General features: G+C 75.6%; 12 protein-coding genes. 8 read left to right on the forward strand and 4 right to left on the reverse strand.

The features are described from left to right. Positions 1 to 273: HNH endonuclease (locus MNZ39_RS20700; RefSeq protein WP_242340999.1), on the forward strand; the 273-nt coding region annotated here is incomplete at its 5' end. Between the two features lie 354 nt (positions 274 to 627). On the opposite strand, the gene MNZ39_RS20705 is transcribed toward MNZ39_RS20700, so the two are convergent. Beyond that, on the reverse strand, positions 628 to 2,439 hold the full coding sequence (locus MNZ39_RS20705; RefSeq protein WP_242341000.1) for a DUF294 nucleotidyltransferase-like domain-containing protein: 1,812 nt from the start codon (positions 2,437 to 2,439) through the stop codon (positions 628 to 630). Positions 2,440 to 2,624: 185 nt separating this feature from the next. Between MNZ39_RS20705 and MNZ39_RS20710 the strand changes: the two genes are divergently transcribed. Further along, a complete protein-coding gene (locus tag MNZ39_RS20710) occupies positions 2,625 to 3,245 on the forward strand; it encodes a hypothetical protein (RefSeq protein WP_242341001.1) in 621 nt (206 codons plus the stop codon). A 9-nt stretch (positions 3,246 to 3,254) separates the two neighbouring features. Here MNZ39_RS20710 and MNZ39_RS20715 read toward each other — a convergent pair whose 3' ends face one another. Then, a complete protein-coding gene (locus MNZ39_RS20715; RefSeq protein ID WP_242341002.1) occupies positions 3,255 to 3,770 on the reverse strand; it encodes an adenylyl-sulfate kinase in 516 nt (171 codons plus the stop codon). Next, a complete protein-coding gene (locus tag MNZ39_RS20720; protein WP_242341003.1) occupies positions 3,767 to 4,879 on the reverse strand; it encodes a phosphotransferase family protein in 1,113 nt (370 codons plus the stop codon). Before MNZ39_RS20720 ends, MNZ39_RS20715 begins: the two co-directional genes overlap by 4 nt. A 219-nt stretch (positions 4,880 to 5,098) precedes the next feature. Here MNZ39_RS20720 and MNZ39_RS20725 point away from each other — a divergent pair, with 219 nt between their 5' ends. From MNZ39_RS20725 to MNZ39_RS20745, 5 genes are all read left to right on the forward strand, one after another. Further along, the gene (locus MNZ39_RS20725; RefSeq protein WP_242341004.1) at positions 5,099 to 5,896 is read left to right on the forward strand and encodes a prolipoprotein diacylglyceryl transferase; all 798 of its coding nucleotides are present in this window, start codon (positions 5,099 to 5,101) and stop codon (positions 5,894 to 5,896) included. A gap of 14 nt (positions 5,897 to 5,910) precedes the next feature. After that, on the forward strand, positions 5,911 to 7,821 hold the full coding sequence (locus MNZ39_RS20730) for a molecular chaperone DnaJ (protein ID WP_242341005.1): 1,911 nt from the start codon (positions 5,911 to 5,913) through the stop codon (positions 7,819 to 7,821). 137 nt (positions 7,822 to 7,958) lie between these two features. After that, positions 7,959 to 8,336, forward strand: coding sequence for a hypothetical protein (locus tag MNZ39_RS20735; protein WP_242341006.1), 378 nt, complete (start codon positions 7,959 to 7,961; stop codon positions 8,334 to 8,336). A gap of 131 nt (positions 8,337 to 8,467) precedes the next feature. Continuing rightward, positions 8,468 to 8,857 (forward strand): response regulator, encoded by a 390-nt coding sequence (locus MNZ39_RS20740; protein WP_242341007.1) that lies wholly within the window; start codon positions 8,468 to 8,470, stop codon positions 8,855 to 8,857. Then, positions 8,842 to 9,879: an NAD-dependent epimerase/dehydratase family protein gene (locus MNZ39_RS20745; RefSeq protein WP_242341008.1), complete on the forward strand. Its 1,038-nt coding sequence runs from the start codon at positions 8,842 to 8,844 to the stop codon at positions 9,877 to 9,879. The genes MNZ39_RS20740 and MNZ39_RS20745 overlap by 16 nt, the downstream gene beginning before the upstream one ends. A 39-nt stretch (positions 9,880 to 9,918) precedes the next feature. On the opposite strand, the gene MNZ39_RS20750 is transcribed toward MNZ39_RS20745, so the two are convergent. Continuing rightward, a complete protein-coding gene (locus MNZ39_RS20750; protein ID WP_308197196.1) occupies positions 9,919 to 11,220 on the reverse strand; it encodes a hemolysin family protein in 1,302 nt (433 codons plus the stop codon). A gap of 177 nt (positions 11,221 to 11,397) precedes the next feature. On the opposite strand from MNZ39_RS20750, the gene MNZ39_RS20755 reads away from it, so the two are divergent. Further along, positions 11,398 to 12,549, forward strand: coding sequence for a hypothetical protein (locus MNZ39_RS20755; RefSeq protein WP_242341010.1), 1,152 nt, complete (start codon positions 11,398 to 11,400; stop codon positions 12,547 to 12,549). The last annotated feature ends 10 nt before the right edge of the window (positions 12,550 to 12,559 follow it).

Genomic DNA, 12,559 nt, shown 5'->3' on the forward strand with positions numbered 1-12,559 from the left:
TGCGCCTGGGTCGGCCCGGACGGCTGCCGCTGCAACAGCCGCTGGAAGCTCGAGCTCGACCACATCCAGCCCGCCGCCCTCGGGGGACCGTCCACGATCGAGAATCTTCGGCTCGCCTGCCGAGCTCACGACCTGCTTCACGCAGAGAGCACCTTCGGGCGCGAGCACATGGATCGCTTCCGCCGCGACGCGGGCGACGGGCCATCGTCGCTCTCGCGCGCTGACGTGGCGCCACTGCGTCCCGTCAGGCAGCTGGGAATGTGGGCGCCGTGACCCTGCGGCAGCCCGCCCGGAGTTGGGAGAACCTCCGGCGAACCGGGGTTGGGTCGCATGGCCGCGCGGCCAGAGCGACGACTCGCCGCTCGCGTACTTCCGGGCTTCCGAACCCCTGCGCCCCCGCCGGTGACGCTCACCGCTCTGCCGCCCGCAGTGCTCCGCCCGGAGCGTTCCGGCGCGCGCGTGCTGACCCGTCGATGCCCAGCCGGAGCGCGCGGTGCGCCGCTCGGCCGACCGAAGCCGCTCCCTCGGTTCAGCAGCCGAAGATGTGACGAATCCTGAGACTGCCTCCGTACGCCGGAGCCGCGAGGAGCGAGCACCCCCGTCGCAGGCCCGGGATCGTGCGCCGGGTCAGAACATGTCGGTGCGGTAGTGGTAGGCCGCCCGCTCCTGCCAGTCCTCGATCGCGCGGAACGTGTCGCGGAGCCGGCTGCGCTCCAGCGAGGACAGATCGGCGATCGAGACGACGTTCACGGGCGGGCGGCCCTCGGCGATCATCCGGAGCTGCTCGCGCAGGCGCAGCCTCAGGAGGAACCCGTACGCCTCCGAGAGGTTCTCGAGCGTGTCCTTCGCGATGAGCCCCGCCTCGCAGGCGGCGCGCAGGCGGCCGAGCGTGTTGGACGTGCGCGCTCCGGCCTCGAGGCCGTAGACGCGGGCCAGGAAGACGATCGAGCTGATGCCCTTCAGCTTGAGGTCCACCTTCGAGGCGTCGCCGCGGATCCGGAGCACGAGCCCGCCCGGCGGCCGGAAGGTGAGGGCGCTCTTCGCCATGGCGGAGAGGAAGGTGCGCGCGCCGGCCGCCCGGCCCGCGAGCGCGTGGAGCATCGACACGTCGAGGCCGCCGTACACGGGCCGGAAGTCGAAGAAGATCGACGCCTCGAGGAGCGCGGTGGGGGTGGGCTTCTCGAGCCAGCCGCGGAACCGCTCGCGCCACTCCTCGAGCGGGCCCTGCCAGCGCGTCGCCATGTAGCCGCCCGGGCAGCGCGGGAACCCGGCCGCCTGCAGGTCCGCGATGGCGCGCTCGGCGAAGCGCGCGAAGTAGGCGCGGGCGGCCGGCGTGTCCTCACCGTAGACGAGCGCGTTGTCCTGATCGGTGAGGAGCGTCTGCTCCATGCGCCCCTCGGAGCCGAAGGCGAGCCAGGTGTAGGGCGTCGGGGGCGCGCCGAGGTCGGCCTCGGCCATGCGGAGGATGCGGGCGAGGAGCGTGTCGTTGAGGCGCGCCACGAACCCGCCGATCACGATCGGCTCGAGCCCGCCCGCGAACAGCGCCGACGCCATCTCCGCGACGCGCGCCCCGTACCCCGGCAGCGCCTCCCGGCTCGCGAGCCGCTCGACGCTGCGCATCACCGCCACGGGTCCCGCCGCGGTGAAGCGCAGGAGGTCGGTGGACGAGAGCACGCCTGTGATCTCTCCGCCCCGCGTGACCGGGAGGTGGTGCACCCCCGAGTCGAGGAGGATGCGCCACGCCTCGTACACCGGCGTCTCCGCCGGCACGGTGCGGAGCGGCGCGCTCGCGACCTCGACCACGGGCGTCTCGGGGCCGCGTCCCATCGCGAGCACGCGACGCCCGAAGTCACGATCCGTCACGATGCCCGGCGGATCCGAGTCCACGAGCGCCGACCCCACGCAGCGCTCGGCCATGACCCGCGCCGCCTCGCCCACCGTGGCGGTCGCCGGGACGCGCACGGGCCCGCGGCCGCGTAGCAGGGTCGCGACGGGGACGCCGAGGTCGGGCTGGAAGCTCGCCACCTGCGAGCGCTCGAGGCTGTTGCGGAGGCGCTCGGCGAGCCCCGAGGCGAAGTGGCCCGCGAAGGCCGCGTGCGCGAGCAGCTTCTCGAACTCCGACTGGGGCAGGCGGTAGGCGAGCAGATCCTCCTCGACGGTCACGTCGAGCGTCGCCTCGCCCGAGATGAGCGAGGTGAAGCCGAAGATCTCGCCCTCCTCGAGGAGCTGCACGGTCTGGCCCTCGCGCTCGAGCCGGACCGCCCCCTTGCGGATCACGTACAGGTGCTGCGAGGGCTCCCCGCCGCGGGTGAGGAGCCGCGTGCCGGCCGGGTGGAACACGATCTCGATGGCGCGCGCAGCGTGGTCGAACGCGTCCTGCGGGAGCCCGTCGAACGGCGGGGTCGAGCGGACGAACGTGACCGGATCGAGAGCGACCATGTGGGCGAGGATAGCAGAGCGGCGCCGCGGGCCCGCCGCCGAACCGGGCGCGGCGGTGCGGTTCTTGCTCCACGCCTGCCCATCCCGTCGAATGGGCGGGATCACGCCCCGGAGGCGCCGCCGCCCTGCGAGCGGAGCTGACCGGGACGGACGACATCGTGGTTCTTCGACGACAGGAGTGGCTCATGCGCACCCCCCGCCTCTTCATCATCGCCGCTGCCCTCGCCCTCGCGGGGCCTCGCCTCGCGGCCGCCGACACCGCCCCCAACTCGGGCTGGTCCCTCACGCTCGGCGTCTGGGGCGGCGCCTCCCGCTACGACGTGCTCGGGCTGAAGCACGGCGTGGAGACGCTCGATCGGGACACGCTCGACGGCAACCTCGACACCTACGGCGCCTCCGCGCTCCTCCGCCTCGGCTGGCTCGACGTGGGCGCGCTGTACGAGGGCTCGTTCCGCGAGGCGACGGACAGCTTCGTCCTCACGCCGCTCGTCGGCTTCAAGTGGGACGTCACCGACCTCGTCCGCGTGGACTTCCTCGGCGAGCTCGGCGGGCACCGCATCACGAACATCGGCACCGACGCGCAGTCGGTCTGGCTGCCCTACGTCGGCGTCCGCCCCACGCTGTCCCTGCGCCTGCCGCTCGGCCCGACGCGCCTCGTCCTCTCCGGCGCGCCGTTCGCGCGCTGGGATCTCGTGAAGAAGGACGTCGCGGTGCCGTCCTCGGGCGGCGCAACCACGACGCGCTCGACCTACGAGGCCGGCGGCACGACCTTCGGCGTCGTCGGAGGGGTCGGGATCGAGCTCTGATGATGAGTCTCACCCGAGCGCCGCCAGCGCGGCCTCGAGCGCGGCGTCGTCCTCACCGCCCGTCGCGACCACCTCCGGCGCGACGGGCGGCTCGTACGCGCGGCCGGCGCCGGGGAGCTCCGGCGCCTCGCCCGCCCGGGCGCGCGCCCACAGGCCCTTCGGATCGCGCGCGGCGCAGAGCTCCGCGGGCACCGCCAGGTGGACCTCGACGAAGCGGGGCGCTCGCGCGCGCACGCGGTCGCGGAAGGCGCGCCGGCTCGCGGTGGCGGCCACGACGGCGACGAGCCCGTCCGCCGCGAGCAGCAGCGCGAGATCGCCGAGCGTCTCGTAGAACGCCGCCCTCGCGGCCGGCTCGTAGCCGGGCGCCGGGTGCAGCGCGGCGCGCACCGCGTCCCCGTCGAGGAGCGCCGCGGGCCGCCCCCGGGCGGCGAGCCGCGCCCGCAGGCGGCGCGCGAAGGTGGACTTGCCCGACGAGGGGAGCCCCGTCACCCACACGACCGCACCGCCGCCGGGCCCGTGCGTCACGCCCCGTCCTCCGTGAAGAGCGCCGCTGGCGCGTCGAGGTCGAGCCGCCCGGCGTCGAGCGCGCGCTCGGCGAGGCCGAGGAGGGCGTCGCGCGAGGCGGCGGTGAGGCGCGGGTAGAAGCGCGGCGAGGCGAGCACGAGCGCCCGCCAGGCGAGGTAGGGCGGCGCGCTCTCGAGCACCGCTGCGTCGCCGCTCGCGGCGAGGTAGCGGCCCCAGAAGCGGCGCCACAGCAGGCCGAGCGCGCGCCAGGCGCCGGGGTGATCGAGCGCGAAGAACGGGTAGTTCACCGCCAGCGCGACGACGTCGTCGGCGGGATCGCCCTTGCCGCCGCGGGAGGCGTCGAGGAGCGCGAAGCCCGAGCCGTCCTCGCCGGCGCCGGGCGGGCGGAACACGATGTTGAAGGGGTGGAAGTCGCCGTGGGTGCGGGCGAGGCGCGCGGGCCGCTCGCGGAGCCGCCAGCGCCAGGCGAGGCAGCGCTCCTCGATCGCCCGGAGCCGCTCGGGCGGCGCGGCGGGCACCGCGGGCGGATAGCCGTCCACCATCCCGAAGATCCCCTCGCCGTGCCCCACCAGATCGCGCACCGCGCGCCGCCACGCGATCGCGTCGTCGAGCTTCTCCCCGTGCAGCGCGGCGAGGTAGCCCGCGAGCGCGTCCGCGCGCGCGAGGTCGAGCGGCAGCGCGGCGCCTCCGCGCGCGAGGCGCCGCAGGTCCTCCGCATACAGCGCGCCCTCCGCGAAGTCGGTGACGAGGTAGGGCTCGCCGGTCCCGGAGAGCGAGAGGAAGCGCCCGTCCGCCTTCGCCACCCCGACGTCGAGCGCGCGGACGTGGGCGGGGAGCGCGTTGAAGAGCTCGTGGGAGAGGAGCGCACCCTCGAGGCGGTCCGCCCGGCGGTCGTGGCCGAAGGCGTCGGCGCGCTGCGTCCGGAAGACGAACCGGCGGCGCGCGCCGTCCGGGAGGCGGACCGTGACGCGCAGCGGCTCGCCGTAGCCGATCGCCTTCTCCGCCTCGCCGCCCGCCGCGTCCGCCGCGAGCGGCTCGACCGCCTCGAGCGCTGCGCCCGGGAAGAGCGTCGCCGCGAGCTCGCGCAGGCCTTCCGGGATCTCCGCCATGCCCTCGCTCCCTGCCCGCTCATAGCGCACGCGCGGGCTCGGGACGCCACCGCGGCGGGGCGCGGCGGGGCGCCACAATTGCGCGGGACGCGCCCGGGGGCTCGGGCGGCGCGGAGGGCCCGCTGGCGGAGGCCACCGAGCGGCCGCGTTCGTCAGGGGGAGGGAGGGGTCAGCATTTTCTCTTGGCCGGGCGAGTGGTCGGTCGTAAACACGGGCCCGATGCCGCTCGCCCTCATCCCGTGGTTCGAGTTGCCGAGCCTGTCGCTCGGTCCCTTCACCATCCAGTCCTTCGGCGTGCTGTCCGCGCTCGGGATCCTCGCCGCGGTGAAGCTCGCCGCGCGCGGCGCCGGCGAGACCGGCAGGAACCCTCAGGTCATCCTGGACTTCGCGGTGGTCGGGGTGCTCACGGGGGTCCTCGCCGGGCACTTCGTGCACCTCTTCTTCTACCACCCGGAGGAGCTCGAGGACCCCTGGCGCATCCTCAAGTTCTGGGAGGGCCTCTCGTCGATGGGAGGGCTCCTCGGCGGCGTCCTCGCCGCGGCCTTCTACTTCCGGCGCAAGAAGATCCGCTTCCACGACTACGGGGACGCGTTCGCGCTCGGCGTCGCGCCGGGCTGGGGCATCGCCCGCGTCGGCTGCTTCACGGTGCACGACCACCCAGGCATCCACAGCGACTTCTTCCTGGCGGTGCGCTTCCCGGACGGCGGGCGCCACGACCTCGGCCTCTACGAGGCCATCGTGCTCCTGTCGCTCGGCGCGGTGCTGTGGGTGCTCCACCGCCGCGGGATCCTGCGCGGCCGGCTGCTCGGTCTCCTCGCGGTGGTGTACGGCCTCGCCCGCTTCCTGCTCGACTTCCTACGCGCGCGCGACGTGGTCTACGCGGACGCGCGCTACCTCGGGCTCACGCCCGCGCAGTACGCCGTGATCGTGCTCGTCGCCTACGGCGCGTGGCAGCTGTCCCGGCGCCCCGGGCCGGCGAGCGAGGCGGGGCGGTTCGCGGCCGGCGCCGGCCGGTGATAGAACGGTCGCCGATGGGCGACTCGCGGGCGCGCTCGGCGCTGGTGCACGTCGGGCGGCCCGCCCCCGACCCGGCCACGCTCGCCGCCGAGGCGCGGCTCCGCTCGACGCTCGAGGAGGTGACCGCGCTCGACCTCGAGGTCGAGGCGCTCTCGGCCACGCTCGCCGACTTCGCGCGCGCCTACGAGCGGTCGCTCGGAGAGGCCTTCCAGGAGCTCCACGCCGCCGAGCGGCTGGTCCGGCGCATCCAGGCCCTCGAGGGCCGGCTCGCCGTGCTCGAGGGCGAGCTCCGTGACGGCGGCGCGACGGCACCGCAGGCGGGGGCACGACGCTCCGGCGGCCCGCTCTCCGCGGCCGCCGCGGCGGCGCGCGCCGCCCGGGTTCGGCGCTCCGAGGCCGAGGACGACGACGGAGCCGAGCGCGAGGGCGAGGCCGGTGACGGGGGGGACGCGGAGGAGGCAGCCGCGATGCTCGAGCCCGAGGCGCTCGCGCTGAAGCGGCTGCACCGGAGCCTCGCCCGCCTGCTCCACCCCGACCTCGCGCAGGAGGACGGCGCGCGCGAGCGGCTCGGCGAGCTCATGGCGCGCGCGAACGCGGCGTACGAGGCTGGCGATCTCGCCACGCTCGAGCTGATGGCGGAGCGGCTCGGCGCGGGAGAGCTCGACCCGGACGTCTCGCCCGAGGAGCGGCGCGCCCACCTCGACCGGCGGACGAGCGCGCTCGAGCGGATCCGCGCGGCGCTCGGGCGCGAGCGGGAGCGGCTCCTGCGGAGCGACACGGCGCGGCTCCTCGCCGAGTCGCGCCGCCGCGCGCAGGCGGGCGGGGACCTCCTCGGGGAGACGCACGTCGAGCTCGCCGACGAGGCGCGCGCGGCGTACGCGGACGCGCTCGTCCGCCTCGGGCTGCTGGGCACGGCGGCGCGCGCGGTCGCGCGCGCGAGGACGGCGTTCATGACGAAGATCGAGAGACGCGGACCGACCGGCGCGCGGCGGGCGTTCGACCCGCTGGCGGAGGGCGGCCTCGTGCGGATGGGCGCGGCGCGGCTCGAGCGGCAGCGCGCCACGCCCGCGGCGCGCGACCTCGCGCGCAAGCTCGAGGATGCGGCGCAGGCGTCGCCGGCCGAGGCGGCGCTGACGCTCCTCGCGTTCTTCGCGGAGGAGGCTGGGGGACGGCCGCCGGACGCGATCGCGCGGGCCGAGGGCTGGAGCGCGGCGTGGGAGCGGCTGCGTCCGGCGCTGCCCGACGCGCCCGAGCTCGCGCGCGCGCTCGCGCGGCTGCCGCGGCACCTCGTGCTCGGCGCTCGCGCCCACGGCGAGGAGGTCGTGGCGGGTGTCCAGCTCGCCGAGGCGGAGCTCCTCGCAGGCGTCCGCATCGCGCTCGAGCGCGAGCAGGTCGCGGCGCTCGCGCGCGCGGTGCTCGCCACGCTCGGGCCGGCCGAGGCCTGCGCGGGCTGCGGCGCGAGCGGTCCGGCGCAGCACCTCCTCCGCACCCGCGGGCTCGACGAGCGCCACGGCGTCGTCTGCCCCGGCTGCGGCGCCATCCTGCGGAGCTACTGGCGATACGGCGAGCTCGACGGGCTCGAGGCGCTCGCGCCGCACGCCCTCAGGCTCGGGCTCGTCGCGGAGGTGACCGCGCAGCTCGCCGGCACGGCGATCGGGTTCCAGATGCTCCCGGCAGAGCGCGAGCGGCTGACCGCCGGAGAGCTGCTCCGCCGCTTCGCCGAGCTGTACCTCGTCCAGTACGGCGTCGACGTTCCCGGAGAGGCGCTGTCGCTCGGCACATCCCGCGGCGGGGTGCTCTCCGCCGACGCGCCGGTGGCGCCCGGCGCGAAGCTTCGCCTCGCGGTGGATCCGTCCTCTGGCACCTCGCCCGAGGCGCTGCTCGACCAGCTCCGCCACCGCATCGAGAGACGCTTCCGTCCCTGAAGCGTCCGGTTCGTCCGCGAACGCACGGAGCGTGCAAAGCCGAGCCCCTACCGGGCGCACGTGCAGCCGGGCTGCGAGACTAGGTCGCGCTTACATCGATCTCCAGGGGTGGGGTTTCCCCTCGCCCGGGAGGGGTCATGAAGCGCTTTGCCGTCGTCGTCGCGGCCTTGGCCCTCGGGGTCGTTATCGGTTCCGCCCGCCGCTCACACGGCACGGAGACCGACCTGTGCTCCGGGCTCACGGCAGCCCGGATGCTGCAGGACCCCGAGCTCGCCCGGGAGTACTTCGCTGCCCTGCACGGCGGCGACGCGAACGCCCGCGAACGGTTCGAGGCGATGGTGGGCGAGCTCCGGGCGGTGCACGGCTGCGGCGGGCCGGCGGGTGAGAGCGCGTCCCAGGAGCCGCTCGGGCATTCTCCCGCCGCGCCCCGGCTCCCACCGGGCCACCCGCCGATCGGAGGCGCGCCCGCCGTCCCGATCTTCGAGACGCAGCCGGGGAGCACGCTCGAGATCTGAGCCACCGTCCCGCTGGACGCCGGCGTGTCACCGGGTGGGGCGCCGATCGCCTGCTCCAGTGCACGGTTCCCCATCGGAGCCGGCCGTCCCCTCGGGGGGCAGGGTATAACTGCCCGTCCCGACCCATGAACATGAACCGCTCCATCCTCCTCGTCGAGGACGACGACGGCATCAGAGACAGCGTGGCCGAGTGCCTCGTCTCCGAGGGCTACGCCGTCGCGCCGGTCGAGAACGGCAAGGAGGCGCTTCGCTGGCTCCGCGACGCGGCGCCCCCCGACCTCATCGTGGTGGATCTGGTGATGCCGGTCATGAACGGCGCGCAGCTCATCGACGCGCTGCGTGAGGACGCGACGCTGCGCGACATCCCCATCGTCCTCATGACCGCGGCGGCGTCCACCCCCGCGATGCCGCTCCCTCGGGTCAACGGCTATCTCTCGAAGCCGTTCGAGCTGGGCGTGCTGCTCGACACGATCGAGCGCCACTCGGCGCCGCCGTCCAGCGCGCGATGCGCGTCCTCCTGACCGGCGCCACGGGATTCCTCGGAGGCGCCGTCGCCCGCGAGCTCCTCGCGAGCGGGCACGCGGTCCGTGCGCTGGCGCGGGAGCGCTCCGACACCTCGGGGCTGGAGGCCCTCGCCTCGCCGGAGGGCGATGCCGCGCCCCTGGAGCTCGCGCGCGGCGACGCGCTCGATCCGGAGGCGGTCCGGGCCGCGCTCGACGGCTGTGACGCCGTGGTCCACACCGCCGGCCTCGCCGGCTTCCGCGCCTCGCCCGACGCGCTCATGGCGGCGAACGCGCGCTCCGTCGAGGTCGTGCTGGGGGCCGCGAGGGAGTCGGGGGTCGCGCGCGCGGTGCTCACCTCGTCCACCGCGGTGCTCGGGGGGACCCGCGACGCGCGGATCGCCGACGAGACCTCCGCCGGCAACGCCGAGGCGCTCGGCATCCCGTACTTCGTCTCGAAGCTCCGCGGCGAGCAGGTCGCGCTCGCGCTCGCCGCCCGCGGGCTCCCCGTCGTGGTCGTGCGCCCCGCCTACGTGCTCGGGCCCGGCGACGTGCACGGCTCGTCCGCGGCGACGGTCGTGGCGCTCGTGCGGCGGCGCATCCCCGCCTACGTGGAGGGCGGCGCGTCGTTCTGCGACGTGCGCGACGTCGCGCGCGGTCACGTGGCGGCGCTCCTGCGCGGGAGGCCCGGCGAGACCTACATCCTCGGCGGCCACAACCTGCGCGTGAGCGAGCTCGTCACCCGGGTCGCCGAGCTGTCCGGCGTGAAGGCGCCGCCGCGTATCCCGCTCGCCGCCGCGCTCGCCGCGGCGGGGTTGCAGGAGCTCTTCGCCCGCCTCGGCGGCGGCCAGGCCGCGATGACCCGCGAGCTCGTCCGCGCCGCCGCGCTCTACACGTTCGTGTCGAGCGCGAAGGCGGAGCGCGAGCTGGGCTACGGGATCCGGCCCTTCGACGAGATGGTGAAGGACACGCTCCGCTGGGCGATCGCCCGCGGCCGGCTGCGGGCGGAGACGCCGGAGCTGAGGGCGCTCGGCGCAGGGTAGGCGAGCGGGGGCGCAGCCCCCGTGCGAACCATGCCGAGCCTACTCCCCGGCCGCCTCGTCCTCCTCGCTGCTCGGGGCCTTCGGCCGGATCCGCACGAGCCGCACCAGCCGCGGCGACGCCTCGACGATCTCGATCTCGGTCCCGTCGTCGGTGCGCAGCCGCGCGCCGCGCTCGGGGACGGCGCCGGCGAGCGCGATGCACAGGCCGGCGACGGTCGTGTAGTCCTCGCCCTCGGGTAGGTCGAGCGCGAGGCCGCGGTTCACCTCGCGGATGGGCGCCTCGCCGCGGACGAGCGCGGCGCCGTCCGCCTCGGTGTGCCAGAGCGCTTCGGGCTCCTCCGTCTCGCCGAAGATGTCGCCGACGAGCTCCTCGACGAGGTCCTCGAGGGTGAGGAGCCCTGCGATGCCGCCGTGCTCGTCCACCACCGCGGCGATCTGCGTGCGGCGGCGCTGGAGGTCGCGCAGCACGTGGACCGCCTTGGCCGCCTCCGGGACGAAGTGCACCGGGCGGAGGAGGTCGTCGAGGACGATGAGCTGCCGCTCCCACGCCATCGCGGCGAGGTCCTTCGCCATCACGTAGCCGATCAGGTTGTCGAGGGTGCCGTCGAACACGGGCATGCGCGAGTGCCCCTCCTCGAGGAGCATTCGCTTCAGGTCCTCCTGCGACGCGTCCCGCGGCAGCGCGACCACCCGGCTCCGCGGCACCATCACGTCCCCCGCCGTGAGATCGCGGAAGGCCAGCGCGCGCGAGGCGATCTCGGCGGTCGGAGCGTCGAGCGCCCCCGCCCGGCCGGCCTCGTCGACGAGCTGCTCGAGCTCCTCGGCGGACAGGCGCGACTCCGTGAAGGTGGTCCGATCGCCGAACGGCCGGAGGAGCAGGTTCGAGGACTGCGTCAGGACCCACACGAGCGGCCGGGCGACCTGCGCGATCCCGAGGAGCGGCCGGGCGATGGCGAGGCCGTAGCGCTCGGCCGCCCGCAGCGCGATGGACTTGGGGACGAGCTCGCCGAGCACGAGGGACAGGTAGGAGACGGCGGCGACGACGAGGGCCAGCGCGATCGCCTCCGCGTAGTGCGCGAGGCCGGGGAGGGTGGCGATCGCAGGGGCGATCCTCCGCGCGAGCGAGGCGCCGCCGAACGCGGCCGCGGTGGCGCCGATGACCGTGATGCCGACCTGCACCGTCGCGAGGAACTGCTCCGGCCGGTCGCGCAGCTTCCTCACGGCGCGCGCGGACGCGCTGCCCTCCTCGACGAGCTGGGCGAGCCGCGTCCTTCGGATCGAGAGCACCGCGATCTCGGCGCCGGAGAAGACGCCGTTCGCCAGCACGAGGGCGAGGACGATGGCGAGCTCGACGAGGATGTCGTTCAGGATCGGGCCTCCTCGGGTGGTCTACCACGCGATCCGGCGCGGCGCGGGCGTACCGCCGGCGGAGTCGCCCGGCAGGGGACTCGCGCGGGGCAGGGCGCGGGCATAGCCACAGTATCACCAGCCCGGCTCCGGGCTGACGCGGAGCGTCAAATGCGCAGGGAGCACGCGGGGCACCCCGCGGAGGGAGGGTTCCGCGAGGGCGACGGGGCCGCGGATCGCCTGCGGTCACTGCTCCGCTACGCGGTGCTCGCGCCGTCGCGCCACAACACCCAGCCCTGGATCTTCGAGATCGAGGGGGACGAGGTCCGAGTCTTCGCAGACGCCTCGCGCGCGCTCCCCGCCGCAGACCCCGATGGCCGGCAGCTCCTCATGGCGTGCGGCGCGGCGCTCGTGAACCTGCGCGTCGCCGCCCAGCACTTCGGCCACACCCTGTCGGTCGAGACCATGCCCGCCCATCGCGCGGACGGCCTCGTCGCGCGGGTGCGGCTCGAGGAGCGCTGGGCGTCCACGCCGGAGGCCGAGGCCATGTTCCGCGCCATCCCGCTGCGGCGCACGAACCGGCTCCCGCTCGACGGCCGCGAGCCACCGGACGGCCTCCTCACGGCGCTGCTCCGCGAGGCGCGCCGGGAGCACGTGTCCCTGCGGGTCGTCGAGGAGCGCGAGCGGCGAGCGGTGTCGGAGATCGTGGCCGAGGGCGACCGGCTCCAGTGGGCGAGCGGCAGGTTCCGGGCCGAGCTCGCCGCCTGGACGCGCTCCAACTCGTCGAGCCGCCAGGACGGCCTGCCGGGCTACTCCTACGGCATGAGCGACGCCGCCGCCTTCGTGCACCCGCTCGCCGTGCGCTTCGCGGGGACCGGCCGCGCGGAGGCGGACCGCGACCGGCGCCGGGCGATCGGGACGAAGGCCCTGCTCGTCCTGTCCACGCCGGACGACGCGGAGGCCGGCTGGATCGCCGCCGGCGAGGCGCTGCAGCGCGTGCTGCTCCGCGCCACCTGCGCCGGGCTCTACGCGTCGTACTTCTCCCAGGTCATCGAGCTCCCCGACCTGCGCCACCGGCTGCGCGAGGCGATCGGGGAGCGCGGCGCGCCCCAGATCATGTTCAGGCTCGGCTATGGCCTCGAGGTGCGCGCTCCCCCGCGGCGGCCGGTGGAGGGTGTGCTCCGCGCGTTCGCCGCCACGCCCGCGCGGCCGCAGCCCCTCGCGCTGCGCGCCCCGCCGCTCGCGCTGCCGCGACCCGGCATCCTGACGGGCGGCGCGCGGCCCACCCGGGCTCAGCCCGGGGGCGCCGCGCCGAGCCGGTAGAGGCGGGTCC

Source organism: Anaeromyxobacter sp. SG66 (genome assembly GCF_022690805.1).
Lineage (GTDB): Bacteria > Myxococcota > Myxococcia > Myxococcales > Anaeromyxobacteraceae > Anaeromyxobacter > Anaeromyxobacter soli.

What these genes read in the sequence shown, in the direction of transcription:
- MNZ39_RS20735 (WP_242341006.1), top strand. Translation starts at nt 7,959, where the DNA reads ATGAAGCGCTTTGCCGTCGTCGTCGCGGCCTTGGCCCTCGGGGTCGTT.
- MNZ39_RS20710 (WP_242341001.1), top strand. Translation starts at nt 2,625, where the DNA reads ATGCGCACCCCCCGCCTCTTCATCATCGCCGCTGCCCTCGCCCTCGCG.
- MNZ39_RS20720 (WP_242341003.1), bottom strand. Translation starts at nt 4,879, where the DNA reads ATGGCGGAGATCCCGGAAGGCCTGCGCGAGCTCGCGGCGACGCTCTTC.
- MNZ39_RS20755 (WP_242341010.1), top strand. Translation starts at nt 11,398, where the DNA reads ATGCGCAGGGAGCACGCGGGGCACCCCGCGGAGGGAGGGTTCCGCGAG.
- MNZ39_RS20745 (WP_242341008.1), top strand. Translation starts at nt 8,842, where the DNA reads ATGCGCGTCCTCCTGACCGGCGCCACGGGATTCCTCGGAGGCGCCGTC.
- MNZ39_RS20730 (WP_242341005.1), top strand. Translation starts at nt 5,911, where the DNA reads ATGGGCGACTCGCGGGCGCGCTCGGCGCTGGTGCACGTCGGGCGGCCC.
- MNZ39_RS20725 (WP_242341004.1), top strand. Translation starts at nt 5,099, where the DNA reads ATGCCGCTCGCCCTCATCCCGTGGTTCGAGTTGCCGAGCCTGTCGCTC.
- MNZ39_RS20705 (WP_242341000.1), bottom strand. Translation starts at nt 2,439, where the DNA reads ATGGTCGCTCTCGATCCGGTCACGTTCGTCCGCTCGACCCCGCCGTTC.
- MNZ39_RS20740 (WP_242341007.1), top strand. Translation starts at nt 8,468, where the DNA reads ATGAACCGCTCCATCCTCCTCGTCGAGGACGACGACGGCATCAGAGAC.